The 22,424-nt window shown below is 54.8% G+C and carries 23 protein-coding genes and 1 other RNA gene; 12 read left to right on the forward strand and 12 right to left on the reverse strand.

Annotated features, from left to right (window positions below; genetic code table 11):
* Position 1: 1 nt before the first annotated feature.
* Positions 2 to 1,414, reverse strand: a complete 1,413-nt coding sequence (gene uxaC / locus M8013_RS13105) for a glucuronate isomerase (protein WP_271268244.1) — start codon at positions 1,412 to 1,414, stop codon at positions 2 to 4.
* Between the two features lie 479 nt (positions 1,415 to 1,893).
* Here uxaC and M8013_RS13110 point away from each other — a divergent pair, with 479 nt between their 5' ends.
* The 11 genes from M8013_RS13110 to M8013_RS13160 all read left to right on the forward strand — a co-directional run bounded on the left by M8013_RS13110 (position 1,894) and on the right by M8013_RS13160 (position 9,185).
* Complete coding sequence (locus tag M8013_RS13110; RefSeq protein WP_271268245.1) at positions 1,894 to 3,192, forward strand: MFS transporter; 1,299 nt, start codon at positions 1,894 to 1,896, stop codon at positions 3,190 to 3,192.
* Positions 3,193 to 3,308: 116 nt separating this feature from the next.
* Complete coding sequence (gene exuR, locus M8013_RS13115; protein WP_271268246.1) at positions 3,309 to 4,085, forward strand: transcriptional regulator ExuR; 777 nt, start codon at positions 3,309 to 3,311, stop codon at positions 4,083 to 4,085.
* 345 nt (positions 4,086 to 4,430) lie between these two features.
* The gene (gene yqjA, locus M8013_RS13120) at positions 4,431 to 5,093 is read left to right on the forward strand and encodes a DedA family general envelope maintenance protein YqjA (protein ID WP_271268247.1); all 663 of its coding nucleotides are present in this window, start codon (positions 4,431 to 4,433) and stop codon (positions 5,091 to 5,093) included.
* A 3-nt stretch (positions 5,094 to 5,096) separates the two neighbouring features.
* Positions 5,097 to 5,480 carry an EnvZ/OmpR regulon moderator MzrA gene (gene mzrA, locus M8013_RS13125; RefSeq protein WP_271268248.1) on the forward strand — a complete coding sequence of 128 codons (384 nt, stop codon included), beginning with the start codon at positions 5,097 to 5,099 and terminating at the stop codon, positions 5,478 to 5,480.
* Positions 5,481 to 5,633: 153 nt separating this feature from the next.
* Complete coding sequence (locus M8013_RS13130; RefSeq protein ID WP_271268249.1) at positions 5,634 to 6,002, forward strand: DUF1090 domain-containing protein; 369 nt, start codon at positions 5,634 to 5,636, stop codon at positions 6,000 to 6,002.
* 29 nt (positions 6,003 to 6,031) lie between these two features.
* The gene (locus M8013_RS13135; protein WP_271268250.1) at positions 6,032 to 6,337 is read left to right on the forward strand and encodes an ElaB/YgaM/YqjD family protein; all 306 of its coding nucleotides are present in this window, start codon (positions 6,032 to 6,034) and stop codon (positions 6,335 to 6,337) included.
* Between the two features lie 2 nt (positions 6,338 to 6,339).
* Positions 6,340 to 6,738, forward strand: a complete 399-nt coding sequence (locus tag M8013_RS13140; RefSeq protein WP_271268251.1) for a phage holin family protein — start codon at positions 6,340 to 6,342, stop codon at positions 6,736 to 6,738.
* Complete coding sequence (locus tag M8013_RS13145; RefSeq protein WP_271268252.1) at positions 6,735 to 7,046, forward strand: YqjK-like family protein; 312 nt, start codon at positions 6,735 to 6,737, stop codon at positions 7,044 to 7,046. The genes M8013_RS13140 and M8013_RS13145 overlap by 4 nt, the downstream gene beginning before the upstream one ends.
* Positions 7,047 to 7,278: 232 nt before the next feature.
* Complete coding sequence (locus M8013_RS13150; protein ID WP_271268253.1) at positions 7,279 to 7,671, forward strand: DoxX family protein; 393 nt, start codon at positions 7,279 to 7,281, stop codon at positions 7,669 to 7,671.
* Positions 7,672 to 7,737: 66 nt separating this feature from the next.
* Entirely contained in the window at positions 7,738 to 8,724 is a 987-nt protein-coding gene (locus tag M8013_RS13155) for a glutathione S-transferase family protein (RefSeq protein ID WP_271268254.1), read from the forward strand.
* A gap of 95 nt (positions 8,725 to 8,819) precedes the next feature.
* On the forward strand, positions 8,820 to 9,185 hold the full coding sequence (locus M8013_RS13160) for a DUF805 domain-containing protein (RefSeq protein ID WP_271268255.1): 366 nt from the start codon (positions 8,820 to 8,822) through the stop codon (positions 9,183 to 9,185).
* A 52-nt stretch (positions 9,186 to 9,237) separates the two neighbouring features.
* Here M8013_RS13160 and yhaJ read toward each other — a convergent pair whose 3' ends face one another.
* Positions 9,238 to 10,134 carry a DNA-binding transcriptional regulator YhaJ gene (gene yhaJ / locus M8013_RS13165; protein ID WP_271268256.1) on the reverse strand — a complete coding sequence of 299 codons (897 nt, stop codon included), beginning with the start codon at positions 10,132 to 10,134 and terminating at the stop codon, positions 9,238 to 9,240.
* Positions 10,135 to 10,239: 105 nt separating this feature from the next.
* Between yhaJ and M8013_RS13170 the strand changes: the two genes are divergently transcribed.
* Positions 10,240 to 10,941, forward strand: a complete 702-nt coding sequence (locus tag M8013_RS13170) for a pirin family protein (RefSeq protein ID WP_271268257.1) — start codon at positions 10,240 to 10,242, stop codon at positions 10,939 to 10,941.
* A gap of 36 nt (positions 10,942 to 10,977) precedes the next feature.
* On the opposite strand, the gene M8013_RS13175 is transcribed toward M8013_RS13170, so the two are convergent.
* From M8013_RS13175 to garL, 10 genes are all read right to left on the reverse strand, one after another.
* Positions 10,978 to 11,388: a Spy/CpxP family protein refolding chaperone gene (locus M8013_RS13175; protein WP_271268258.1), complete on the reverse strand. Its 411-nt coding sequence runs from the start codon at positions 11,386 to 11,388 to the stop codon at positions 10,978 to 10,980.
* 155 nt (positions 11,389 to 11,543) lie between these two features.
* Positions 11,544 to 13,838: a formate C-acetyltransferase gene (gene pflB / locus M8013_RS13180; RefSeq protein WP_271268259.1), complete on the reverse strand. Its 2,295-nt coding sequence runs from the start codon at positions 13,836 to 13,838 to the stop codon at positions 11,544 to 11,546.
* A 15-nt stretch (positions 13,839 to 13,853) separates the two neighbouring features.
* On the reverse strand, positions 13,854 to 15,062 hold the full coding sequence (tdcD, locus tag M8013_RS13185; RefSeq protein WP_271268260.1) for a propionate kinase: 1,209 nt from the start codon (positions 15,060 to 15,062) through the stop codon (positions 13,854 to 13,856).
* A 29-nt stretch (positions 15,063 to 15,091) separates the two neighbouring features.
* A complete protein-coding gene (tdcC, locus tag M8013_RS13190; protein ID WP_271268261.1) occupies positions 15,092 to 16,423 on the reverse strand; it encodes a threonine/serine transporter TdcC in 1,332 nt (443 codons plus the stop codon).
* Positions 16,424 to 16,434: 11 nt separating this feature from the next.
* Positions 16,435 to 17,424, reverse strand: a complete 990-nt coding sequence (tdcB, locus tag M8013_RS13195) for a bifunctional threonine ammonia-lyase/L-serine ammonia-lyase TdcB (protein ID WP_271268262.1) — start codon at positions 17,422 to 17,424, stop codon at positions 16,435 to 16,437.
* Between the two features lie 99 nt (positions 17,425 to 17,523).
* Positions 17,524 to 18,462 carry a transcriptional regulator TdcA gene (gene tdcA, locus M8013_RS13200; protein ID WP_271268394.1) on the reverse strand — a complete coding sequence of 313 codons (939 nt, stop codon included), beginning with the start codon at positions 18,460 to 18,462 and terminating at the stop codon, positions 17,524 to 17,526.
* 654 nt (positions 18,463 to 19,116) lie between these two features.
* Positions 19,117 to 19,494: RNase P RNA component class A (gene rnpB / locus M8013_RS13205), an RNA gene on the reverse strand.
* Between the two features lie 32 nt (positions 19,495 to 19,526).
* Positions 19,527 to 20,672 carry a glycerate 2-kinase gene (gene garK, locus M8013_RS13210; RefSeq protein ID WP_271268263.1) on the reverse strand — a complete coding sequence of 382 codons (1,146 nt, stop codon included), beginning with the start codon at positions 20,670 to 20,672 and terminating at the stop codon, positions 19,527 to 19,529.
* A gap of 60 nt (positions 20,673 to 20,732) precedes the next feature.
* On the reverse strand, positions 20,733 to 21,623 hold the full coding sequence (gene garR, locus M8013_RS13215; RefSeq protein ID WP_271268264.1) for a 2-hydroxy-3-oxopropionate reductase: 891 nt from the start codon (positions 21,621 to 21,623) through the stop codon (positions 20,733 to 20,735).
* Positions 21,624 to 21,651: 28 nt separating this feature from the next.
* The gene (garL, locus tag M8013_RS13220) at positions 21,652 to 22,422 is read right to left on the reverse strand and encodes a 2-dehydro-3-deoxyglucarate aldolase (RefSeq protein WP_271268265.1); all 771 of its coding nucleotides are present in this window, start codon (positions 22,420 to 22,422) and stop codon (positions 21,652 to 21,654) included.
* Positions 22,423 to 22,424 lie beyond the last annotated feature (2 nt).

Below are 22,424 nucleotides of genomic sequence, written 5' to 3' on the forward strand. Positions count from 1 at the left end.
CTTAGTTCAGTTCAATGGCGAAGTAGTCGCGCGCATTGTTAAAGCAGATGTTTCTCACCATTTCGCCCAGCAGCTGGATATCCGCTGGCGCTTCGCCCGCAGCCACCCAGCGACCAATCATCTGGCACAGGATGCGGCGGAAATATTCATGGCGAGTATAAGAAAGGAAGCTGCGGCTGTCGGTTAGCATACCAACGAAGCGGCTCAGCAGGCCGAGCTGTGCCAGCTGGGTCATCTGACGTTCCATGCCATCTTTCTGATCGTTGAACCACCAGCCGGAACCAAACTGCATTTTGCCCGGCATCCCTTCGCCCTGGAAGTTGCCAATCATGGTGCCCAGCACTTCGTTATCGCGCGGGTTCAGACAGTACAGAATGGTTTTTGGCAGCAGATTTTCTTCGTTCTGTTTGCTCAGCAGCTTAGAGAGTTCTTCTGCCAGCGGGCGGTCGTTGATGGAATCGAAGCCCACGTCGGCACCCAGCAGTTTGAACTGACGCTGGTTGTTGTTGCGCAGCGCACCGATGTGGTACTGCTGCACCCAGCCACGACGGGCATATTCCGCAGCCAGCCACACCAGCACAGCGGTTTTAAACTGCGCCACTTCACGTTCGTTAAGGCTCTCGCCGCCGAGGCGACGCGCCAGAATGCTGTCCAGCTCGCCTTCGTTAGCGTCGGCAAACAGCACCACGTCGAGGGCATGGTCAGAGACTTTACAGCCGTGTGCCGCAAAGTGATCCAGACGTTTCGTTAACGCCGTTTGCAGATCGGCAAAGCGACGGATCTCGGTATCAGACACTTCACCCAGCTTCGCCATGTAGTCGGCAAAGGTCGCCTGTTCAATGTTGAAGGCTTTATCCGGGCGCCAGCTCGGCAGCACTTTGACATCAAAAGAGGTGTCTTTGGCGACAACAGCGTGGTGCTCCAGAGAATCAATCGGATCGTCGGTGGTGCCGACCATCTTCACGTTCATCTGCTTCATGATGCCGCGGGCAGAGAACTTGTCCTGCGCCAGCAGTTCATTGCATTGGTTCCAGATTTCATCGGCCGTGCTCGGGGAGAGCAGCTTGCCGGTGATACCGAACGGGCGGCGCAGCTCGAGGTGCGTCCAGTGATACAGCGGGTTGCCGATGGTGTGCGGCACGGTCGCCGCCCAGGCGTCAAATTTCTCACGATCGGAGGCGTCGCCGGTACACAGGCGTTCTGCTACGCCGTTGGTACGCATCGCGCGCCATTTGTAGTGATCGCCTTTCAGCCAGATGTCATACAGGTTTTTAAAACGGTAATTTTCGGCAACCTGCTGCGGTGGAAGGTGGCAGTGATAGTCGAAAATCGGCTGATCTTTGGCGTAGTCGTGATACAGGCGGCGGGCAAATTCAGTATCTAACAGAAAATCTTCGGTCATAAACGGGGTCATTAGCGTCTTCCTCTTACGAGCTTACGAGTGCGTTAGAAAGTTAATGTTTAGATGCTGCAAAGTTATCACACCAATTTCCAGAGTCAGATGATTTTTTCGTGAGTTAGATCAATAAACGTCAACAAAAAAAGTAAGCCCTAAGGGGTAAACCCTGTGCAACCCCGCGCCAGCACTGGCTTGACGCAGCAATTACAATGCCCTTACAAATATTGACACATTTGTGATGGCTCTCACCTTTTAAAGCTGTATGACAAGTTATCTTTTGGCCGTCGCAAAATATAAGCCGACGGAATGCAATACCGGTGCTTCAGGCATCGGATTTAGCGGTACGGATACCGACTTATGCACGATTACTTATGGCAAGGTTCGGGCCGTTCCGGGAGTCTCTCCTGGCTACGCCCTCCCGTTACAAGCCTCTCCCGCACCGCGTAGGGAGGCACCGCATTCGCGGCGGAAATAACATAACGATGAGGTTTTACATGCGTAAAATTAAAGGGTTACGTTGGTACATGATCGCACTGGTGACGCTGGGCACCGTGCTGGGTTACCTGACGCGTAATACCATAGCGGCGGCTGCGCCAACGCTGATGCAGGAACTGAATATCTCCACACAGCAGTATTCCTACATTATCGCGGCCTACTCTGCGGCTTACACCATCATGCAGCCGGTTGCGGGCTACGTTCTGGATGTTCTGGGGACGAAAATCGGCTACGCCGTCTTCGCCGTTACCTGGGCGATTTTCTGCGGCGCAACCGCGCTGGCAGGCAGCTGGGGTGGCCTGGCGCTGGCACGTGGTGCAGTCGGTGCAGCTGAAGCCGCAATGATCCCGGCTGGTCTGAAAGCCGCCTCTGAGTGGTTCCCGGCGAAAGAGCGCTCCATCGCGGTCGGCTACTTCAACGTCGGTTCTTCTATCGGTGCGATGATTGCCCCACCTCTGGTGGTTTGGGCTATCGTGATGCACAGCTGGCAGCTGGCGTTCATTATCTCGGGCGTACTGAGCTTTGCCTGGGCAATGGCCTGGCTGATTTTCTACAAGCACCCACGCGATCAGAAAAAACTGTCTGAAGAAGAACGTGAATACATCATTGGCGGCCAGGAGTCTCAGCACCAGACCAACAACGGCAAGAAAATGACCGTTTGGCAGATTCTGGGTACCCGTCAGTTCTGGGGTATCGCTCTGCCGCGCTTCCTGGCAGAACCGGCCTGGGGTACGTTTAACGCCTGGATCCCGCTGTTCATGTTCAAAGTCTACGGCTTTAACCTGAAAGAAATTGCGATGTTCGCCTGGATGCCAATGCTGTTCGCTGACCTGGGCTGTATCGTCGGCGGCTATCTGCCACCGCTGTTCCAGCGCTGGTTTGGCGTGAACCTGATTGTCTCGCGCAAAATGGTCGTGACCATGGGCGCAGTGCTGATGATTGGCCCTGGGATGATCGGCCTGTTTACCAGCCCGTACGTGGCCATCGGCCTGCTGTGCATCGGTGGATTCGCTCACCAGTCTCTGTCCGGTGCACTGATTACGCTCTCTTCTGACGTCTTCGGTCGTAACGAAGTCGCAACCGCCAACGGCCTCACCGGAATGGCGGCCTGGACAGCCAGCACCATGTTTGCCCTGGTGGTAGGTGCACTGGCGGATACCATCGGCTTTAGCCCGCTGTTCGCCGTGCTGGCCATCTTCGACCTGATGGGTGCAGTGCTTATCTGGACGGTGCTGAAAAATCAGTCCGCCGAAGAGCTGGCAAAAAGCTCTCTCGGTGGGCCCGCGACGCAAAGTTAGCGCGGTCGCTCAGTGAAAATGCCGCTCCCTGGAGCGGCTTTTTTATTGGCAAATCTGGAGGCTGACTCGCAAAAGTGGTATAACAAATTATCAGTCTTCCCCTTCCTGGAGCGCATATGGAAATCAACGAACCCCGTCGTCTTTATCAGCAACTTGCCGCTGAGCTGAAAATGCGCATTGAGCAGGGCGTTTATCTGGTAGGTGAGAAGTTACCTGCGGAACGCTATATCGCTGATGAGAAGAGCGTGAGTCGCACCGTGGTTCGTGAAGCCATCATCATGCTCGAGGTTGAAGGCTACGTCGAAGTGCGTAAAGGGTCGGGTATTCATGTGATCGCCAGCCAGCCAAAACACTCCCCGGTGCCGGATGAAGAGCTGGAATTTGCCAATTACGGTCCCTTTGAGCTGCTTCAGGCGCGTCAGCTGATTGAAAGCAACATTGCCGAGTTTGCTGCTACCCAGGTCACTAAGCAGGACATCATGAAGCTGCTGGAGATCCAGGAAAATGCGCGCAAAGAAAAATGTTTCCGCGACTCCGAGTGGGATTTGCAGTTTCACGTTCAGGTCGCACTGGCTACGCAAAACACTGCGCTGGCTGCAATTGTCGAAAAAATGTGGACTCAGCGCGTTCATAACCCGTACTGGAAAAAACTGCACGATCATATCGACTCACGCACCGTTGATAACTGGTGCGATGACCACGATCAAATTCTCAAGGCCTTGATTCGCAAAGACCCGCATGCGGCAAAACTGGCGATGTGGCAGCATCTTGAGAACACCAAGCAGATGTTGTTCAACGAAACCAGTGACGACTTCGAATTCAATGCCGACCGCTATCTTTTTGCTGATAATCCGGTGGTTCACCTCGATACTGCTACCAGTCATGCAAAATAATGACCTGATCCTCCGGCAGGCGCTTCTCCGCGCCTTCCGGCTGAAGTGGGTAAACAAACCTCTATAGTGTCAGCCTGTGTAAATACCCTCGCGTCAACTCCCCGGGTTAGCCAAAATCAACCTCGTAAGATGCAAAATCTGTGACGAACAACCTCTGGCTTTGTTACAATTGGATTCATTTTGCATTTAAGTTAGTTAGTACTTGCTTACCTAGCCGTTTAACAGGGATCAGTTCTGGCCACACAATGTGTCCGCGAGCGACCATAATGAAATCATAAAAAATGTCGCCGTGCTGTTTTGACCCGGTTGACAGGTGAGACGTTAACCGATTTCCAGGAATACTGAATGGAACTTTTGACCCAACTACTGAACGCCTTATGGGCTCAGGATTTCGAAACGCTGGCCAATCCCTCCATGGTTGGCATGCTTTATTTTGTCCTGTTTATGATTCTGTTTCTTGAGAACGGTCTGCTGCCGGCCGCGTTCCTGCCTGGCGATAGCCTGCTGGTGCTGGTGGGTGTGCTGTGCGCGAAAGGGGCAATGCAATTTCCGCAAACCGTGGTGCTGCTGACCATTGCAGCGAGTCTCGGCTGCTGGGTGAGCTATATCCAGGGACGATGGCTCGGCAATACGCGCATTGTGCAGAACTGGCTTTCGCATTTACCGGCTCACTATCACCAACGCGCGCATCACCTGTTCCACAAACACGGTCTTTCTGCGCTGTTAGTTGGGCGCTTTATTGCCTTTGTGCGCACATTACTGCCGACTATTGCCGGACTTTCCGGTCTTAACAGCGCACGTTTCCAGTTCTTCAACTGGATGAGCGGCCTGCTGTGGGTGCTGATCCTCACTACGCTGGGCTACCTGCTAGGCAAGACCCCGGTGTTCCTCAAGTACGAAGATCAACTGATGTCCTGTCTGATGATCCTGCCTGTGGTGCTGCTGGTGTTCGGTCTGGTGGGCTCGCTGGTGGTGTTGTGGAAGAAAAAGCACGGGAGCCAGGGGTAAATTATGGCCAGCCCGAACCTTACACTGCGTCGTTTATCCTGGGCCATGGCCGCGCTGATCATGTTCAGCGCCCTGCTGCTGGCGTGGGCTGCTATGCAGACACAGGACTCGACGCTGGCTATCCGCTCCGTTAATCGCGGCGCCAGCATGCCGGACGGCTTCTCCGTCTGGCATCATCTTGATGCCAACGGCATTCAGTTCAAAAGCATTACGCCAAAAGACGACGTTCTGTTGATCACCTTTGACTCCAGCGCGCAGAGCGCCGCGGCGAAAAAGGTGCTCGACCGCAGTCTGGCCCACGACTACATTATTGCCCAACAGGATGAAGACAATCAGGCTGCTGTCTGGCTGACGCGTCTGCGCGATACCTCACGCCTCGCCGGCTAAACTTCCACTATTCTGAATCTTTTCACTCACTTTGGTGATATCACCGTTTACTTACTATGCTTAAGTACGCGGAGCACCTGTCACTCGTACTCCGCATGACTCTGGAAATCGACATCCCCACAGGGAATGTCGAAAACAATGGAAGGTTCAATAATGAATTACCGCATCATTCTGGGCGTCGCCCTTTTTTCGCTAAGCACAGCAGCGTTCGCGAACTCTCCTTGCCAGGAGAAGGAACAAGATATCCAGCGCGAGATCAGTTACGCTGAAAAGCATAACAATCAGAACCGAATCAACGGGCTGAAGAAAGCGTTAAGCGAAGTGAAAGCTAACTGCTCCGACAGCAAGCTGCGTGCCGATCACCGGAAAAAGATTGCTGAGCAGAAAGATGAGATTGCCGAGCGCCGCCGCGATCTGGCGGAGGCCAAAGAGAAAGGCGATGCAGACAAAATTGCTAAACGTGAGCAAAAACTGAAAGAAGCGCAGGACGAACTGAAAGCGCTGGAATCTCGGGATTATTGAGTTAACGGAAGTCTCAACAGGAGAGAATCATGTCAAAAGATACCACGTCAGAACATTTACGAGCTGAACTGAAGTCCCTGGCGGATACCCTGGAAGAAGTGCTGAGTTCTTCGGGCGATAAGTCGAAAGAAGAGTTGAGCAAGCTGCGCAGCAAGGCACAGCAGGCTTTAGAAGAGAGCCGCTATCGTCTGGGTGAAACCGGTGATGCGCTGGCGAAACAGACCCGTGAAGCCGCCGCCCGCGCCGATGAATACGTGCGCGACAATCCGTGGGCAGGCGTGGGTATCGGTGCCGCAGTCGGCGTCGTTATCGGCATGCTGCTTACGCGACGTTAATTATGGACGATTCACGGCAACCACACGGCCCCGCTAAAAACGTTCTTGGTATCGGACAGCGGATTTTGACCACCCTCGTTGGCATTGCGGAGACGCGCGTCCGGCTGGCGGTGGTCGAACTGGAAGAGGAGAAAGCAAACCTCTTCCAGCTGCTGCTGATGCTGGGGTTGACCATGCTCTTCGCCGCCTTTGGTCTTATGAGCCTGATGGTATTGATTATCTGGGCTATCGACCCGCAGTACCGCCTAAATGCGATGATCGCAACGACCGTGGTGCTGCTGCTTGGTGCCCTGATTGGTGCAATCTGGACGATGCGCAAAGTGCGCCACTCAACCTTATTGCGCCATACCCGTAAGGAACTGGCCAACGATCGGTCCCTGCTGGAGGATGACAAGTCGTGAGCAGTCATTCAGAACGTCAGCGGCATAAGGCCTTCTTGCTGAGTCAGATCCAGCAGCAAAGGCTGGATCTGTCAGCCAGCAGCCGGGACTGGCTGGAGGTCACGCACGCGTACGATCGCGGATGGAATACCTTCCTCAACCTGCGCGGCTGGGCGTTAGTAGGAAGCAGCATTTTGGCGGTGCGGGCAGTCCGTCATCCGAATTTGCTGATCCGCTGGGCGCGCCGTGGTCTGGGTATCTGGAGCGCCTGGAGACTGGTTAAGACCACCATTAACCAGCAGCAATTGCGTAAATTCGACGCGCGTTGACGTGACAATCTGCTCCATCTGATAAAGCGCCTGAGGGCGCTTTATTTATTTCTGCCCCGCCCTTTCCCGCTGCGCTTACTCAATATCTTTGATGAAGATTGACAGTTTTCCTTGCTAACAATTGTCATTCGCCCCGTTTATGATTCTCTCCATCGACAGCAACACCGCGGCATCCGCCCGATTTTGCACACTAAACCGTATTTACAGCCCACGTGGTTCCCTGGAGAGTAAGATGAAAAAATTAGAAGATGTTGGTGTACTGGTAGCGCGCGTTCTGATGCCAATCCTGTTTATTACCGCAGGTTGGGGCAAAATCGGCGGCTACGCAGGTACCCAGCAGTACATGGAAGCGATGGGTGTCCCAGGGTTCCTGCTGCCGCTGACCATTTTGCTTGAACTGGGTGGTGGTCTGGCAATTCTGTTCGGTTTCCTGACCCGTACCACGGCGCTGTTCACCGCTGGCTTTACGCTGCTGACCGCGTTCCTGTTCCACAGCAACTTTGCGGAAGGGATGAACTCTCTGATGTTCATGAAAAACTTGACCATCTCTGGCGGCTACCTGCTGCTGGCAATCACCGGTCCGGGTGCGTTCAGTATTGACCGCGTCCTGAATAAGAAGTGGTAAGCACGCTATACTGAAATAAAAAGGCGAGGAGATATCTCCTCGCTTTTGCTATCTGAGGAGGAATAGATGGGACAACTCGTTGACGGCGTCTGGCAGGACATCTGGTATGACACCAAATCCACCGGAGGGCGATTCAAACGTTCCGCTTCCGCCTTCCGCAACTGGCTGACGGCCGATGGTGCGCCCGGCCCCAGCGGTGAAGGCGGATTTGCTGCCGAGAAAGACCGCTACCACCTGTACGTTTCGCTGGCCTGCCCCTGGGCACACCGCACGCTGATCGTGCGCGCGCTCAAAGGACTGGAATCGTTAATTCCCGTTTCTGCCGTCCATCCGCTGATGCTGGAAAACGGCTGGACCTTTGGGGATGATTTCCCGGCGGCGACCGGCGACACGCTGTATCACCACGATTTCCTTTATCAACTGTATCTGCAGGCCGATCCGCATTACACCGGACGCGTGACCGTCCCGGTATTATGGGATAAGAAAAATCAGACCATCGTCAGCAATGAATCAGCGGAAATCATTCGCATGCTGAATACGGCCTTTGATGCCCACGGGGCGCGGGCCGGTGATTTTTATCCTCCCGCACTGCGCGAAAAAATTGACGACCTGAACAGCTGGATCTACGACAACGTCAATAACGGTGTCTATAAAGCCGGGTTTGCCACCAGCCAGGAAGCGTACGACGAGGCGGTAACGAAGGTATTTGAATCGCTGGAACGCCTGGAACAAATTCTGGGGCAGCATCGCTATCTGACCGGCGACCAACTGACCGAAGCCGATCTGCGTTTGTGGACTACGCTGGTGCGCTTTGACCCGGTTTATGTCACCCACTTCAAGTGTGATAAGCACCGGATCAGCGATTATCTCAATCTGTATGGCTTCCTGCGCGACATCTATCAGATGCCGGGCATCGCCGAAACCGTCAATTTTGATCATATTCGCCATCACTATTATCGCAGCCATAAGACGATCAACCCGACGGGCATTATCTCTATTGGCCCGTGGCAGGATCTGAACGAACCTCACGGACGCGACGTCCGCTTCCGCTAAGCCTTCAGGGCGCTTTCTGGCGCCCTTTACCCTCCTTTTATTCCCGTCTATGCTTCTAGAAAACAAGCGATTAATTGCTACTGAGGCGGCAAAAAATGGACTGGTATCTACACGTACTGAAAAATTATGTTGGGTTTAAGGGGCGCGCGCGGCGCAAAGAGTTCTGGATGTTTACGCTGGTGAACTTCATCCTGATTTGCGTCCTGAGCCTGATCGATAAAATGCTGGGTTGGGAGCGCGCTGGCGGAGAAGGCATTCTCACCACAATTTATGGCGTACTGGTGTTTCTGCCCTGGTGGGCGGTGCTGTTTCGTCGCCTGCACGATACCGACCGTTCAGCATGGTGGCTGCTGCTGGTGCTGATCCCGGTGCTCGGCTGGCTGATAATCTTGCTCTTCAACTGCCAGCGCGGCACGGAAGGTGAGAACCGTTTCGGGCCGGATCCGTTGCTGAAAGGCTGAGGAATCGCCCGGCGGCGCTACCGCTTGCCGGGCCTACAAACTGCACACCGCATTATCGTTGGGTGAACAGCTTCTGGATCTCGCGCAGACACCAGGATTTGGCCTCGCCCATGCTGTCGCGACGCCACGCCATAATGATGTCCACTTCACTGGTGTACTCCGGGCTAACCACCCGCAACCGCCCTTCAGCAATGTCTTTTTCCACAAACGGATATGGCATGGTCGCCACGCCCAGCCCGGCCAGCAGCGCCTGACGTTTGTCTTCCAGGGTGCTGACGGTGAGGCGCGGCTGTTTGTCGAGCAGCTGTACAGTTAATACCGGACGCTCGCGGGCCGTATCAGCCACCGCTACCCCGCGATACTTCACGCGGGTGACTTCGGACAGCGGCTCAGGCTCCTGGTGAATCGGGTGATCCGGGGCCGCCACGTACACGTTCATCACTTTATACAGCTTGCGGGAGTTGATCTCGGACGAGGATCGAAAGTGCATGTCCGGGGCAATCACGATATCTGCCCTGCCCTGCTCCAGACGTTCCCACGCCCCGGCCAGCACTTCAGTGATGATCGACAGCTGAGTGTTGGCCTTATCCGCCAGCCTGTCCACCAGCGGGTAGAGCGCCGAGGTGGGGACCAGTGCTTCAGTGACCAGCGTCAGGTGGGTTTCCCAGCCGCGCGCCAGTGCTTCGGCATCGGTGGTCAGCTTATCTGCCGCTTCCAGCAGCACGCGGCCACGTTCAAGCAGCATCCGGCCTACATTAGTGAATTTTGTTCGATGACCGGAGCGGTCAAACAGCACCACATCCAGCTCTTCTTCCAGCTTCTGCATGGTGTAGCTGAGGGCCGATGGCACGCGCCCCAGTTCATCCGCCGCGGCGGCAAAGCTGCCCCGCCGGTCAATTGCGTCCATAACCCGTAGTGCTTCAAGGGTCAATGCTCTCTCTTTAGCCATGGCGTTCTCATTCAGGAAATTTGAACATACCGGGCAGAATATCTGGCTAACAATGCAGCGTCCATACCTTTACCATTGTTTTAGTGTAAAGAGAGGTCAAGAATTATGATTACGACAAGAACAGCTAAACAGTGCGGACAAGCCGATTTCGGCTGGCTGCAGGCCCGCTACACCTTTTCCTTTGGCCACTACTTTGACCCGAAGCTGTTGGGCTATGCCTCTTTGCGCGTGTTAAATCAGGAGGTGCTTGCACCTGGTGCCTCCTTCCAGCCGCGCACCTATCCGAAAGTGGATATCCTGAATCTGATTCTTGAAGGCGAAGCCGAGTACCGCGACAGCGAAGGCAACCATGTGCAGGCGAAAGCGGGCGAAGCCTTGCTGATCGCCACCCAGCCAGGTATTAGCTATAGCGAGCATAATCTCAGCAAAGATAAAACCCTGACCCGCCTGCAGCTGTGGCTGGATGCCTGCCCGGAGCGGGAAAACCCGCCGGTGCAAAAGATTGATTTACTCGGGGATAAGCAGCAGTTGCTGGCCTCGCCGGATGCCAGCACGAACAGTTTGCAGCTGCGCCAGCAGGTGTGGCTGCACCATATCGAACTGGATAAAGGCGAGCGTTTGAGCTTCCAGCTTCACGGACCGCGCGCCTACCTGCAATCCATCCATGGGACGGTGCATGCGTTAACCACTGCGGAAGAAAAAGAGGCGCTGACCTGCGGTGACGGGGCGTTTATCCGCGATGAGGCGAATATCACCCTGGTGGCCGACACGCCGCTGCGTGCGCTGTTGATTGATTTACCGGTGTAACATCTCCCTCTCTTCGCACGAAGAGAGGGACTTCTATCAGTTGGCCAGCGCTTCAGCCATATCAGATTTAACCTGCGTACGCTGCTCGGGTGTCAGCACTCGGCTCACATCAAAGTAGTACTTCACGCGGTAATAGCGCGTTTGCTCTTCAATCTTGCTGAACGCCGCCAGCTGATTTTTAACCGTGCTTTCATCCCATTTACCGCTATGGAACATATCCATCAGCGCACCGTCTTTGACGCCGGTCATCGGGATCTTGCTGACGTTATCGGCCAGCTGCTGGTGCAGACTTTCAATTTTCTTCACCTGCTCAGGGCTCAGTTTCAGGTGTTGTACCAGCGGATCCTGCGCCGGAGACGGGGCGGCCTCTACATTGGCTGCCTGCGCCGTAAAACTGCACACCACCAGGGCGGCAGCAGCCAGAGCAATACGGGTCATTTTCATCATCTTAATGTCCTTCTCAATACTGTTTAGGGGGGACAGCAGGCTCATTGTTTTTCAAGAACGGATGATCATCTGTAAATAATTATATAAACAATTTTGTATGTTGAGCGGGCAAAAAAAAGCCCCCTTGCAGGAAGGGGGCGGAGTAAGGATCAGGCTTAAAGCGCGTGAGTGAACGTCCGGGATATCACATCCTGCTGCTGCTCGCGCGTGAGCGCATTAAAGCGCACCGCATAGCCCGAGACGCGGATCGTCAGGTTCGGGTAGTTTTCTGGATTTTCAATCGCATCCATCAGCATTTCCCGGTTCATCACGTTGACGTTCAGATGCTGCCCCCCTTCGATCGACGCTTCGTGATGGAAATAGCCGTCCAGCAGCCCCACCAGATTGGTTTTGCGGATCCCTTCGTCTTTGCCCAGCGCCTGCGGCACGATGGAGAACGTATACGAAATACCGTCTTTGGCGTAGGTGAACGGCAGCTTCGCCACCGAGGTCAACGAGGCCACCGCGCCTTTGCGGTCGCGGCCGTGCATCGGGTTGGCCCCCGGCGCAAACGGCGTGCCGCCGCGACGACCGTCAGGCGTGTTCCCGGTCTTCTGGCCGTACACCACGTTCGAGGTAATGGTCAGAATCGACTGAGTCGGCACGGCGTTGCGATAGGTTGGCAGCGCCTGAATCTTCTTCATAAAGCGCTCAACCAGGTCGCAGGCAATGCTGTCGACGCGATCGTCGTTGTTGCCGTACTGCGGGTACTCGCCTTCAATCACGAAATCAACCGCCAGGCCCGTATGGTCGCGCACCGGTTTAACGGTGGCGTATTTAATGGCCGACAGGGAATCCGCTGCCACAGAAAGACCGGCCATTCCGCAGGCCATGGTGCGATGGACATCCCGGTCGTGCAACGCCATTAGCGAGGCTTCGTAGCTGTATTTGTCGTGCATGTAGTGGATCAGGTTCAGCGCGCTCACGTACTGCACCGCCAGCCAGTCCATAAAGTGATCGAGACTCGCCATAACGGTGTCGTAGTTCAGCACATCGTCCAGCAGCGGTTCGGTTTTCGGCCCGACCTGGATTTTGAGCTTCTCGTCCACCCCGCCATTGATTGCGTACAGCAGCGTTTTCGCCAGGTTGGCACGCGCACCAAAGAACTGCATCTGCTTGCCGATCACCATCGGGCTGACGCAGCAGGCAATCGCATAGTCGTCACTGTCAAAATCAACCCGCATCAGATCGTCATTTTCGTACTGCAGCGACGAAGTGGCGATCGACATCTCTGCGGCGTATTTCTTAAAGGCGATCGGCAGTTGTTCAGACCACAGAATGGTCAGGTTCGGCTCCGGTGCCGGCCCCATGGTGTGGAGCGTATGCAGATAACGGAACGACGACTTGCTCACCAGGGTACGGCCATCGAGCCCCATCCCGCCGATCACTTCCGTCGCCCAGATCGGATCCCCGGAGAACAGAGTGTCGAACTCCGGCGTACGCAGGAAGCGCACCATGCGGATCTTCATGATGAAATGGTCGATCAGCTCCTGGGCCTGGATCTCGTTCAGACGCCCGGCCTGCATATCGCGCTCAATATAAATATCGAGGAAGGTCGCCGTGCGCCCCAGCGACATCGCTCCGCCGTTTTGCGATTTCACCGCTGCCAGATAGGCGAAATAGAGCCATTGCACCGCTTCCTGGGCATTCATCGCCGGGCGGGAAATATCGCATCCGTAGCTCGCCGCCATCTGCTGGATCTGCATCAGCGCGCGTTTATGTTCCGATAACTCTTCGCGCAGGCGGATCGTCGCCTCCAGATCCACCCCGCGTTCCATATTGAGCTGTAAGTCGGCGAACTGCTGCTCGCGCTCGCGCACCAGATAACTGATGCCGTACAGCGCCACGCGGCGATAGTCGCCAATAATACGCCCACGACCGTAACCGTCCGGCAAGCCGGTGAGCACACCCGATTTACGGCAGCGCATCATCTCCGGTGAATAGACGTCGAATACGCCCTGATTATGGGTTTTTCGCAGATGCGTGAACGTGTATTCGAACTGCGGATCCATTTCACGCCCGTAGGCTTCGAACGAGCTGCGGATCATGTTGATCCCGCCGTAGGGGTGCAGCGCGCGCTTGAGCATTTTATCCGTTTGCAGCCCCACCACCGTTTCGAGATCCTGGTCGATATAGCCCGGCCCGTGGGCGGTAATGGTGGTTGCTACGTTGAGGTCAAAATCGACCGGGGCGTGGGTGGCATTTTCCTGACGAATGCCCTGCATCACCTTCTGCCACAGCGCCGTCGTAGCAGGCGTGGCCTGTGCCAGGAAGGATTCATCACCTTCGTACGGGGTGTAGTTGTGCTGAATAAAATCACGCACGTTAATGCTGTCCTGCCAGTCGTTGCCGCGAAAGCCGGCCCACGCATCGCTGTAAGGGGCAACGCGGGTATCCATTGTTACTTTCATGATGTTCTCTCTGTATCAGGCATACGTCGCAGCCAGACTCACCTTTCCGAGACGGAGGGCATCCAGCGCGATCATTTTTTCTTCGTTGGTGGGGATCACCGCGCAGACGGCGCGGGAGGCAGCGGCGGTGATCACCCGTTCGCCTTCACTGTTTGGCAGGGCATTGCGAACAGGATCCAGTTCGATGCCGAACACCCGCAGACGATCTGTCACCAGCTGGCGGATCAGCACCGAGTTCTCACCGATGCCGCCGGTAAAGACAATGCTGTCCAGACGATGCAGGGAGGCCGCGTGCCCGGCGATGTGTCGCGCGATACGCTGCACGAAGGTCTCGATGGCGAGACGCGCGCGCGCATGTCCGTTGTGCCAGGCTTTTTCCAGCGTGCGCAGGTCGGACGACAGGCCGGAGAGCCCGAGCAAGCCGGACTCTTTGTTAACCACACGGGTGAGTTCCTCAAGTGATTGTCCGGTTTGCTCGGCAATCCACGCCATCGCGCCAAAATCAACATCGCCGCAGCGGGTGCCCATCACCAGCCCTTCCAGCGGGGTCATACCCATCGACGTATCCACGCTCTGACCATTACGCACGGCGCAGATCGACGCCCCGTTACCGAGGTGAGCAATCACCAGCCCGCTGTCGTCCTGGGGCAGATCCAGCAGCGCATACGCCTGCCGGGCAACGTAGCGGTGCGACGTGCCGTGAAAACCGTAGCGGCGCACCCCCAGTTCTTCGAAATAGCGGTACGGGAGCCCGTACAGATAGGCCTGTGGCGGCAGCGTCTGGTGGAAACTGGTGTCGAACACCGCCACCTGCTGCACGCCCGGGAAAAGATGCTGTGCCGCTTCCACGCCGCTGAGATTGGCATAGTTGTGCAGTGGCGCCAGCGGAGACACCTGACGGATCTGGTCAAGCACCGCCTCAGTGATGAGGGTAGACTCGCGAAAGAGACTGCCACCGTGGGCAATGCGGTGGCCGATTAAGGCCACGCTGCTCATCAAGTCGCGCTTTTCCAGCGCCAGGGCGATGGCTGCCAGCGCCCCTTCGTAGTCCTTGCGAGCCAGGCTGACTGGCTCGCCCCCATTCACGGATATAAAGGCGTTGTCGGTGTTCACGCCGTCTGCCAGGCCCGTTACCAGCGCGTCACAGTTTGCTGCATCGAGCACCGAGAACTTAACAGAGGACGATCCACAGTTAATGACCAATACAACCGGAAATTCATTCATCTCTTTACTCCGCTCTTCCTGAGCTTAAATCAGAACAGTTTGTAGGCGATATTCAGAATGGTCAGCAGACCAATCACGGTGACAAAGATGTTCTCAGTTCTGCCTCTGAACTTCGCCAGCGCAGGGACTTTACGGATGGCGAACATCGGCAGCAGGCACAGCAGGGAGGCGATAATCGGCGCACCCATGGCTTCGATAAGATCGAGAATGTTCGGGTTGGCATACGCCACCACCCAGGTTGATCCCATGATGAAGATCATGCTGATGGTGTTCAGTTTGCTGACGGAGACTTTCTTCTTGTCACCTTTGTAGCCGAACTTCAGGACCAGGCCGTTCAGCCCTTCCAGGGTGCCCAGATAGTGGCCGAAGAAGGATTTGAAAATAGCGACCAGCGCGATGATCGAGGCGCCATATTCCAGCACGGTGGCAAAGGTCGATTTTGAACCCGACATGGAAGCAAAGTGGTTTGCCAGGTAAGAGAGCACCGGAATGTTCTGGGCTTTGGCTTCCGCCATGTTCTGCGGAGAGAGCGTAAACAGGCAGCTAAAGGCGAAGAACATCACTACGGCCACCATCAGCATGCTGGCGCGGCCGATGATTTTGGAACATTTCTGCTCGGTGTACTCTTTACCAAACTCCCCTTCGTACTCTTCACGCTTCGATACCACAAACGAGGAGACAATAGGCGAGAAGTTAAAGGAGAAGACCATGATCGAAATCCCCAGCCAGACGGTGACCAGAATGCCGTCGTGCCCGGTAAAGGAGAGGTCGCTCAGGCTCGCCTGGTCGATAACGGCAGAGTTCCAGTAAGGGATCAGTGACAGGGAGATCAGTACCAGGCTGGCAATGAACGGGAACACCAGCCAGCTCATCACTTTCACCATCAGGTCTTTACCAAACCAGATAACGAATGCCATCAGCAGCAGCAGGAACAGCGCCACAAAGCCACGGTTCAGGGCTGGCATCTGGAGCTGGTTTTCCCAGAAGGTCATAAAGGTGTTGGTAATGGTGACGCCGTAAATCCACAGCAGCGGGCAAATCGCAAAGAAATAGAGGAAGGTGATCACCACCCCGCCGGTTTTGCCGAAGTGCTCTTCAACCGTCTCGGTGATGTTACCGGATGGGTTGCTGCCGGAGAGACACAAACGCGCCAGCGCACGGTGGCAGTAGAAGGCGATCGGGAAGGCCAACACCAGCATCAGTAAAATAGGGATCAGCCCGCCAAAACCGGCGCGAATAGGGAAGAATAAAACCCCGGCACCAATCGCCGTACCAAATAATCCGAGTGTCCAGGTGGTGTCAGATTTTCGCCAGGACGATGCTTTTGTCTGGCCAATGATAATGCTTTCAGTATTGCTCATAGGAGATCCTTTTATGCGTCAACTAAGCCAGTAATATGTGAAACGCGGGAGAGATCGATATTGCCGCCGGAAATAATGCTTACCGTTTTCCGGCCCTGAATATAGTGGTCAAGTTTGCCGCTTAATAGCGCCGCCGTTGCCAGCGCGCCTGCGCCTTCGGTAACCACTTTATTTCGCTGAATCAGGGCAACCATGCTGTTGCGAATATCGTCTTCGCTGACCAGCACGATGTCGTCCACTAGTTCACGCACAATTTCGAAGGTTAATTTACCCGGGCGAGAGACATCGCAGCCATCGGCTAATGTCCCGGTAGTGCGGTGATTTATTATTTCCCCGGCATAATACGAGGCCGCCATGCCGTGAACATTTTCAGCCTGCACGCCGATAATATTGATAGTGGGGTTAATCGATTTAATCGCCGTGGCAATACCGGCAATTAACCCGCCACCGCCAATCGGCACAATCACGTTATCCACGTCGTACAGGTCTTCCAGAATTTCCAGACCAATGGTTCCCTGCCCGGCGATGACTAACGCATCGTCATAGGGCGGGATAAAAATACGGCCTTCCATCTCAACGATTTCGCTGACTTTGGCGATCGTGTCGTTGAAGTTCTCGCCGTGGAGTACCACCTCTGCCGAGTAGTCACGAGTGGCGGCAACTTTGGATTTTGGCGCGCCGGTCGGCATTACCACTTTGCCGTCGATACCCAGCATCGCGCAGGAGAGCGATACGCCCTGTGCGTGGTTACCCGCCGAACAGGCCACCACGCCTTTACGTCTTTCGGCATCGGTCAGTGAGCTTAATTTATTGAATGCACCGCGAATTTTAAAAGAGCCGGTACGCTGCATATTTTCAAACTTGAGGTATATTTCACCTTTACAGCGTTCGCTTAAATAATTAGAGCGCGGCATGCCGGTTTTATATATTTTACCCGCCAGTCGCTGGCGTGCAGCCTGAATATCTTCAATCGTTACCGGAAGGTCATAAGTAATGTGCATATAATCCTCTTTATAATCATTTATGTTCTGTAGGCAAAGTTCGGCCGCCGGCGAATCATCAATATTCGCCTGATGGGTATATCTTTATCGTTCGTTTATTTATTCCGCTATTTCGGCTTGTTTTCGCCTTACGCTATTTTGCGCAGAATATTGCTTCGCGAGTTCGACTAATACCGAAGCGGATTTTTTAATTCGGTAATTTTTTGACCATACTGCCGCGTAGCGCGCGACGGGTAATTTCTCTTCGACCGGCAGTACCACAAATTGATCCGAACCGAATGGCGCGATCATGTCACGCGGGATCACGGTGAGATAATCGGCGTTAAGCACCAGGTTATAGATAGTGACCACGGAGTCGGTCTGGACAATGTTTTCAATGCTGATGTGGTTGTTCTGAAGCGTGGTGAGCAGTTCTTTGTAATAGCCCATATCGGTTTGCGGCATCACCCACTGCTCATGGGTGAGCGATGCCAGGGTCGTCGGGCCGGTGCTCGTTCGTGAACGGTTTGCCACCAGCACAAACTCGGATTCAAACAGCGGCTCGACGTGCAGATCCTGCAGCAGCATTTCATCACTCAGCGTGCCGATAGCAAAATCCAGTCTGCCGTCGCGGATCGCAGGCAGGAAGGAGGAGAGCTGCGCTTCAAACATCGATACGCGCGCTTTCGGGAACACTTCCTTGAACTTCTTGATCATGCTGGAGAGAAAAGTAAAGCCAATCAGCGACGGGTAGCCGAACGACACATCGATGACGGTGCTGAAGCTCAGCGTGCTCATTTCACTGACCATGTTCTTCATTTCGCGGGTGATGGATTCGGAGTACGCGAGCAAGGTCTGTCCGGCACTGGTCAGCTTCACACCGGTGTTCTTGCGCACGATCAGCTCAACGCCGAAGTAGGATTCGATATCGTTGATGATTTTGCTGACCGCCGGCTGCGTCAGACCCAGCTGTCTGGCAGCAGACCCGATGGATCCGCTTTTAATGACTTCCTGAAATACGACCAGGTGCTGCGTCTTCGGTAGAATAATAGTGTTCATCATATTCTGCGCTTATTTCCTTATCCCGATACAGAATTCTACCCATTATTGATAACGAGGGTATGTGCTGTTACTCACAAATTACTTTTCCTTTTATATTGCACGGCGAAAAACAACCATATTAACCGTTAAAAAACAATAACTTAAAATTTATCCATCACAGTTTTGCCTGATATCGATCAACAAAAACCGGCGAGATGAATTTATTTTATGGCGATAACTACGTGGGAATACAGACAATTTAACAAGCCGATAAAGGTGATATTTCAGGCAATTAAAGACTAATAAATAGCCGTTAAACTAATTAAAAAAATATGTAAATTATCAAATAAATGAATAAATAAACGCGTACGTTGGAATAAAGAGTGGTGTGCATCACATCATTCACAAGGTGAATGTAATGAACATCAATATCTGGTTAATGAATAACAAAGTTCGTCACGTACAAGCAACAAACGCAACATTAACCCAACACTGAAAAATGGCAATTTTATAGCGCGTAATTTTGTGATGCAGACCACTCACATTTGATACGTGGCACTGTTTTACCAAAAAGCAGTGAAATGTGCTTATTGTCGCAAATATGAGAATTGGTTCATCTACCAGGGGAGTGTCAGAAAGCAAAAAACCCGCCGAAGCGGGTTTCTCTTGAAGAGGTGAAGCTGACCGATAAGCCGGGTTCTGTCGTTGGACAGTCATTCATCTAGGCCAGCAATCGCTCACTGGCTCAAGCAGCCTACCCGGGTTCAGTACGGGCCGTACCTTGTGAACCCCTATTTGGCCTTGCTCCGGGTGGAGTTTACCGTGCCACGGACTGTTACCAGCCGCGCGGTGCGCTCTTACCGCACCCTTTCACCCTTACCTGATCCCACTTACGTGGGCCATCGGCGGTTTGCTCTCTGTTGCACTGGTCGTGGGTTTCCCCCCCAGGCGTTACCTGGCACCCTGCCCTATGGAGCCCGGACTTTCCTCCCCTCCGCCCGTCTCCCCCGAAAGGGACGACGACGAAGCGGCGACTGTCTGGTCAGCTTCGGCGCGCAGTATAGAGGGTTTAGCCGCTGCTGTCACCCTTCCGTGCGCATCCCCACCTGTAGGGTGGCGGCAATATTGCGTGAGGCGCGATAAATATTGTCAAACGCGCCACGGAAAGCCTCTTCAAGGGTGCTGATCCGGGTCAGAACGCTGAATACGGCGTCGATGCCATACTGATGCACGATGCCCACGTCGTTGGTCAGACTGCCTGCAATACCAATCACCGGCTTATGGTACTTTTTGGCGACACTCGCCACGCCCACCGGGACTTTGCCATGAATACTTTGACTGTCCAGGCGCCCTTCCCCGGTAACGACCCAGGTACAGTCATGAATATGTTCTTCGAGGTTGAGGGCCTGGGTGACAATTTCGATGCCGCTTTTCAGCTCTGCACCGAGGAAGGCCATCAGTGCCGCGCCCATGCCGCCTGCAGCGCCCGCACCGGGCACATTTTTGACGTCGATGTGCAGCGAAGCGTTAATCACATCGGCGAAGTGACCGAGATTGGTGTCGAGCTCGACGATAATCGCTTCAGTGGCCCCTTTCTGCGGGCCAAAGATCCGGGATGCACCCTGCTCGCCGACCAGCGGATTGCTGACGTCGCAGGCCACCCGGATGGCGCAGGATTTGAGGCGCGGATCGAGCGCCGAAATATCAATGTTGTTCAGTGCGATCAGGCTACCGCCGCCATGGCCGATCTCGGTGCCATTGGCATCGGTCAGCTTTGCGCCGAGGGCTTGCACCATACCGGCACCGCCGTCGTTGGTGGCGCTACCGCCAATACCAATAATGATGTTGCGCGCACCTTTATCAAGCGCAGCAAGGATCAGCTCCCCGGTCCCGCGGGAGGTGGTAATGAGAGGGTCGCGCTGCGCCGGAGGCACTAACACCAGTCCGCTCGCCGCGGCCATCTCAATAAATGCCGTGACGCCATCGCCGGAAATTCCCCAGCAGGCATCGACTTTCTCTCCCAGCGGCCCGGTCACTACAGCGTGTTGTACCGTACCCTGAGTGGCGGCAATCATCGCTTCAACCGTTCCTTCTCCGCCATCTGCAACGGGAACAGAAACATACTCTGCATCAGGAAAGATTTCCCGAAAGCCTTTTTCTATCGCCTGCGCTACCTCGGTGGCAGAGAGGCTTTCTTTATAAGAGTCAGGGGCGATTACGATTTTCATAGTTGTAGCCTGTTACCGCTTGAAGCAAAAATAGCGGGCGCGTTCCCGCGCCCGTCTTTGTTAGCGAGAGATTTCGACCTTCGCCAGTTTTTCGTAATAGCATGCGATGGCGCTGTGGTCGTCGTTGCCATGACCGTCAGCACGCAGTGCCTGCATCATTTCCATTACTGCAGCGGTCAGCGGCAGCTGCGCGCCGACGCCGTGAGAGGTGTCCAGGGCGTTCGCCAGATCCTTGATGTGCAAATCAATGCGGAAGCCCGGCTTGAAGTTACGATCCATGACCATTGGCGCTTTGGCATCCAGCACGGTGCTGCCAGCCAGGCCACCACGGATTGCCTGATACACCAGATCCGGGTTAACACCCGCTTTGGTCGCCAGGGTCAGCGCTTCGGACATCGCGGCAATGTTCAGGGCCACAATCACCTGGTTTGCCAGCTTGGTAACGTTACCTGCACCAATATCACCGGTGTGAACCACCGAACCGGCCATCGCTTTCAGCAGGTCGTAATATTGGTCGAAAATCGCTTTATCGCCGCCCACCATCACAGACAGGGTGCCATCGATAGCTTTTGGCTCGCCGCCGCTGACCGGCGCATCCAGCATGTCGATGCCTTTCGCTTTCAGCGCTTCGCTGATTTCACGGCTCGCCAGCGGTGCGATGGAGCTCATGTCGATAACCACCGTGCCCGGCTTGGCGCCGTCGATGATGCCGTTCTCACCCAGCGCCACGTCTTTCACGTGTGGGGAGTTTGGCAGCATGGTGATGATCACATCACACTGCTCGGCAATGCCTTTTGCCGTGGTCGCAGTCTCGGCACCTGCCGCGATAAGCTCGGCCACCACTTCAGGATTGCGGTCAGAAACCACCAGTGAGTAACCTGCTTTAATGAGGTTTTTACTCATTGGTTTACCCATGATACCCAGGCCAATAAAACCAACTTTCAGTGTCATAATTGCGTCTCTCTCTATTCAGTGGTGGTTATTTTTTAAAGGAATCAGCTAACTTCTGGGTCGCGGAGCGGAACACGCCGAGATCGCTGCCGACGGCAACAAAGGTCGCGCCCCATTCCAGATAGCGGCGGGCATCGGCCTCAACCGGGGCCAGGATGCCGCACGGTTTGCCGTTTGCTTTGGCGCGGGCAAAGATGTGCTGAATGGCGCGCTGCACTTCCGGGTGGTTGGCATTGCCGAGGTGACCAAAGGCTGCCGCCAGGTCGCTTGGGCCGACGAAGATGCCGTCCACGCCGTCAGTGGCGGCGATGGCATCAACATTGTCCACACCCTGCTGGCTTTCAATCTGCACCAGGATGGTGATGTTCTTGTTCGACTGCACGAGGTAGTCCGGCACGGTGCCAAACATATTGGCGCGATGCGAAACCGACACCCCACGGATCCCTTCCGGCGGATAGCGGGTAGACGCGACAGCCTGTACCGCCTCTTCCACGTTTTCCACAAACGGGATCAGGAAGTTGTAGAAGCCGATATCCAGAAGGCGCTTGATGATCACCGGCTCATTAGTCGGGATGCGAACCACTGGCGCGCTGTTGCTGCCTTTCAGCGCCATCAGCTGCGGGATAAACGTGGTGACGTCGTTCGGAGCATGTTCACCGTCCAGCACCAGCCAGTCAAAACCTGCCAGCCCCAGCACTTCGGTGCTGATTGGGCTTGCCAGTGCGGACCAGCAGCCGATCTGAATCTGATTTGCCGCGAGGGCCGCTTTAAATTTGTTCGGGAAAATATCGTTACTCATCG

Origin of the sequence: Silvania confinis (assembly GCF_025564085.1) — a bacterium.
Taxonomy (GTDB): domain Bacteria; phylum Pseudomonadota; class Gammaproteobacteria; order Enterobacterales; family Enterobacteriaceae; genus Enterobacter; species Enterobacter confinis.

Excerpts from the sequence above, each read along its gene's own strand:
- uxaC (WP_271268244.1), bottom strand. The coding sequence starts at position 1,414 with ATGACCCCGTTTATGACCGAAGATTTTCTGTTAGATACTGAATTTGCC.
- M8013_RS13110 (WP_271268245.1), top strand. The coding sequence starts at position 1,894 with ATGCGTAAAATTAAAGGGTTACGTTGGTACATGATCGCACTGGTGACG.
- exuR (WP_271268246.1), top strand. The coding sequence starts at position 3,309 with ATGGAAATCAACGAACCCCGTCGTCTTTATCAGCAACTTGCCGCTGAG.
- yqjA (WP_271268247.1), top strand. The coding sequence starts at position 4,431 with ATGGAACTTTTGACCCAACTACTGAACGCCTTATGGGCTCAGGATTTC.
- mzrA (WP_271268248.1), top strand. The coding sequence starts at position 5,097 with ATGGCCAGCCCGAACCTTACACTGCGTCGTTTATCCTGGGCCATGGCC.
- M8013_RS13130 (WP_271268249.1), top strand. The coding sequence starts at position 5,634 with ATGAATTACCGCATCATTCTGGGCGTCGCCCTTTTTTCGCTAAGCACA.
- M8013_RS13135 (WP_271268250.1), top strand. The coding sequence starts at position 6,032 with ATGTCAAAAGATACCACGTCAGAACATTTACGAGCTGAACTGAAGTCC.
- M8013_RS13140 (WP_271268251.1), top strand. The coding sequence starts at position 6,340 with ATGGACGATTCACGGCAACCACACGGCCCCGCTAAAAACGTTCTTGGT.
- M8013_RS13150 (WP_271268253.1), top strand. The coding sequence starts at position 7,279 with ATGAAAAAATTAGAAGATGTTGGTGTACTGGTAGCGCGCGTTCTGATG.
- M8013_RS13155 (WP_271268254.1), top strand. The coding sequence starts at position 7,738 with ATGGGACAACTCGTTGACGGCGTCTGGCAGGACATCTGGTATGACACC.
- M8013_RS13160 (WP_271268255.1), top strand. The coding sequence starts at position 8,820 with ATGGACTGGTATCTACACGTACTGAAAAATTATGTTGGGTTTAAGGGG.
- yhaJ (WP_271268256.1), bottom strand. The coding sequence starts at position 10,134 with ATGGCTAAAGAGAGAGCATTGACCCTTGAAGCACTACGGGTTATGGAC.
- M8013_RS13170 (WP_271268257.1), top strand. The coding sequence starts at position 10,240 with ATGATTACGACAAGAACAGCTAAACAGTGCGGACAAGCCGATTTCGGC.
- M8013_RS13175 (WP_271268258.1), bottom strand. The coding sequence starts at position 11,388 with ATGATGAAAATGACCCGTATTGCTCTGGCTGCTGCCGCCCTGGTGGTG.
- pflB (WP_271268259.1), bottom strand. The coding sequence starts at position 13,838 with ATGAAAGTAACAATGGATACCCGCGTTGCCCCTTACAGCGATGCGTGG.
- tdcD (WP_271268260.1), bottom strand. The coding sequence starts at position 15,062 with ATGAATGAATTTCCGGTTGTATTGGTCATTAACTGTGGATCGTCCTCT.
- tdcC (WP_271268261.1), bottom strand. The coding sequence starts at position 16,423 with ATGAGCAATACTGAAAGCATTATCATTGGCCAGACAAAAGCATCGTCC.
- tdcB (WP_271268262.1), bottom strand. The coding sequence starts at position 17,424 with ATGCACATTACTTATGACCTTCCGGTAACGATTGAAGATATTCAGGCT.
- tdcA (WP_271268394.1), bottom strand. The coding sequence starts at position 18,462 with ATGAACACTATTATTCTACCGAAGACGCAGCACCTGGTCGTATTTCAG.
- garK (WP_271268263.1), bottom strand. The coding sequence starts at position 20,672 with ATGAAAATCGTAATCGCCCCTGACTCTTATAAAGAAAGCCTCTCTGCC.
- garR (WP_271268264.1), bottom strand. The coding sequence starts at position 21,623 with ATGACACTGAAAGTTGGTTTTATTGGCCTGGGTATCATGGGTAAACCA.
- garL (WP_271268265.1), bottom strand. The coding sequence starts at position 22,422 with ATGAGTAACGATATTTTCCCGAACAAATTTAAAGCGGCCCTCGCGGCA.